The 3,259-nt window shown below is 54.8% G+C and carries 1 rRNA gene; it reads left to right on the top strand.

Annotation, left to right across the window (positions count from 1 at the left end):
• Positions 1-198 precede the first annotated feature (198 nt).
• Positions 199-3,259, top strand: a 23S ribosomal RNA gene (locus IEX43_RS20135); the annotation flags it as partial.

Raw genomic sequence — 3,259 nt, 5'->3', positions numbered from 1 at the left:
GCGTGTGTGGGGTGTGTGGTACGGGGTTGTTGTTTGAGAACTACATAGTGGACGCGAGCATCTTTTATAAGAAGCAATTTCCAAGAATATGAACCTGGATCTGGCTGCGCGTGATGGTGTCATCCTTTTTGGGGTGGTGTTGTTGGGTGTGGTTGGTTTCTGTGGTTCTCTCGAAAATTAGCGTTTTTGATCTTTTGTGGTCAAGTTTTTAAGAGCACACGGTGGATGCCTTGGCATTAGGAGCCGAAGAAGGACGTAGGAATCTGCGATAAGCCTGGGGGAGTCGATAACCGGACTGTGATCCCAGGGTGTCCGAATGGGGAAACCCCGCCAGGGGCGCGAGTTGCCTGGTGACCCGCATCTGAACACATAGGGTGCGTGGAGGGAACGCGGGGAAGTGAAACATCTCAGTACCCGCAGGAAGAGAAAACAATAGTGATTCCGTTAGTAGTGGCGAGCGAACGCGGATCAGGCTAAACCGTTCCATGTGTGATAGCCGGCGGGCGTTGCATGGTCGGGGTTGTGGGACTTTCCATACCAGTTCTGCCGGGCTGGTGGGGTGTGATGTGCAGGCATAGGTGAGCGGTCTTGAAAGGCCGGCCAGAGAGGGTGTTAGCCCCGTAACCGTAATGTTGTGTACCGCCTGGATGAGTATCCCAAGTAGTACGGGGCCCGAGAAATCCCGTGCGAATCTGTCAGGACCACCTGATAAGCCTAAATACTCCCTAATGACCGATAGCGGACCAGTACCGTGAGGGAAAGGTGAAAAGTACCCCGGGAGGGGAGTGAAACAGTACCTGAAACCGTGTGCTTACAATCCGTCGGAGCCAGTCTGATTCTGGTGACGGCGTGCCTTTTGAAGAATGAGCCTGCGAGTTAGTGTTACGTCGCGAGGTTAACCCGTGTGGGGCAGCCGTAGCGAAAGCGAGTCTGAATAGGGCGTTGCAGTGGCGTGATCTAGACCCGAAGCGAAGTGATCTACCCATGGCCAGGTTGAAGCGACGGTAAGACGTCGTGGAGGACCGAACCCACTTCAGTTGAAAATGGAGGGGATGAGCTGTGGGTAGGGGTGAAAGGCCAATCAAACTTCGTGATAGCTGGTTCTCCCCGAAATGCATTTAGGTGCAGCGTTGCGTGTTTCTTGCTGGAGGTAGAGCTACTGGATGGCTAATGGGCCCTACAAGGTTACTGACGTCAGCCAAACTCCGAATGCCGGTAAGTGAGAGCGCAGCAGTGAGACTGTGGGGGATAAGCTTCATAGTCGAGAGGGAAACAGCCCAGACCACCAACTAAGGCCCCTAAGCGTGTGCTAAGTGGGAAAGGATGTGGAGTTGCGAAGACAACCAGGAGGTTGGCTTAGAAGCAGCCATCCTTAAAAGAGTGCGTAATAGCTCACTGGTCAAGTGATTCCGCGCCGACAATGTAGCGGGGCTCAAGTACACCGCCGAAGTTGTGGCATTCAGATATTAGCTAAGCCCTTGTGGTTCAGGCGTCTGGATGGGTAGGGGAGCGTCGTGTGGGCGGTGAAGTCGCGGTGTAAACCAGCGGTGGAGCCTACACGAGTGAGAATGCAGGCATGAGTAGCGAAAGACGGGTGAGAAACCCGTCCGCCGAATGATCAAGGGTTCCAGGGTCAAGCTAATCTGCCCTGGGTAAGTCGGGACCTAAGGCGAGGCCGACAGGCGTAGTCGATGGACAACGGGTTGATATTCCCGTACCGGCGAAAAACCGCCCATGCTGAACAGGGGATACTAACTGCCCGAGACCTGCCCGATCGCCCTTGTGGTGTGAGGGTTTTGGTGGAGCGCAGGACCTGATCCTGGGAGGCAAGCGTATTAACAGGTGTGACGCAGGAAGGTAGCCAAGCCGGGCGATGGTTGTCCCGGTCTAAGGATGTAGGGCGAACGGTAGGCAAATCCGCTGTTCATGATGCCTGAGATCTGATGGGACCCCCGTTTGGGGGGATTTGGTGATCCTATGCTGCCGAGAAAAGCATCGACGCGAGGTTTTAGCCGCCCGTACCCCAAACCGACACAGGTGATCAGGTAGAGAATACTAAGGCGATCGAGAGAATTATGGTTAAGGAACTCGGCAAAATGCCCCCGTAACTTCGGGAGAAGGGGGGCCCCAACCTTGATACACCCTTGCGGTGTGGAGGGGATCGGGGCCGCAGAGACCAGGGGGAAGCGACTGTTTACTAAAAACACAGGTCCGTGCGAAGTCGCAAGACGATGTATACGGACTGACTCCTGCCCGGTGCTGGAAGGTTAAGAGGACCGGTTAGCCGCAAGGCGAAGCTGAGAATTTAAGCCCCAGTAAACGGCGGTGGTAACTATAACCATCCTAAGGTAGCGAAATTCCTTGTCGGGTAAGTTCCGACCTGCACGAATGGAGTAACGACTTCCCCGCTGTCTCAACCATAAACTCGGCGAAATTGCAGTACGAGTAAAGATGCTCGTTACGCGCAGCAGGACGGAAAGACCCCGAGACCTTTACTATAGTTTGGTATTGGTGTTCGGAGTGGCTTGTGTAGGATAGGTGGGAGACGTTGAAGCCCGGACGCCAGTTCGGGTGGAGTCATCGTTGAAATACCACTCTGGTCACTTTGGACATCTAACTTCGGCCCGTAATCCGGGTCAGGGACAGTGCCTGATGGGTAGTTTAACTGGGGCGGTTGCCTCCTAAAAAGTAACGGAGGCGCCCAAAGGTTCCCTCAGCCTGGTTGGCAATCAGGTGTCGAGTGTAAGTGCACAAGGGAGCTTGACTGTGAGAGAGACATCTCGAGCAGGGACGAAAGTCGGGACTAGTGATCCGGCGGTACATTGTGGAATGGCCGTCGCTCAACGGATAAAAGGTACCTCGGGGATAACAGGCTGATCTTGCCCAAGAGTCCATATCGACGGCATGGTTTGGCACCTCGATGTCGGCTCGTCGCATCCTGGGGCTGGAGTAGGTCCCAAGGGTTGGGCTGTTCGCCCATTAAAGCGGTACGCGAGCTGGGTTTAGAACGTCGTGAGACAGTTCGGTCCCTATCCGCTGCGCGCGCAGGAAATTTGAGAAGGGCTGTCCTTAGTACGAGAGGACCGGGACGGACGAACCTCTGGTGTGTCAGTTGTACTGCCAAGTGCACCGCTGATTAGCTACGTTCGGATGGGATAACCGCTGAAAGCATCTAAGCGGGAAGCTCGCTTCAAGATGAGATTTCCATACACCTCGTGTGTGAGAGGCCCCCAGCCAGACCACTGGGTTGATAGGCCGG

The organism is Pseudarthrobacter polychromogenes (assembly GCF_014644495.1).
Classification (GTDB): domain Bacteria; phylum Actinomycetota; class Actinomycetes; order Actinomycetales; family Micrococcaceae; genus Arthrobacter; species Arthrobacter polychromogenes.
This window is presented reverse-complemented; position numbering and strand designations above follow the sequence as displayed.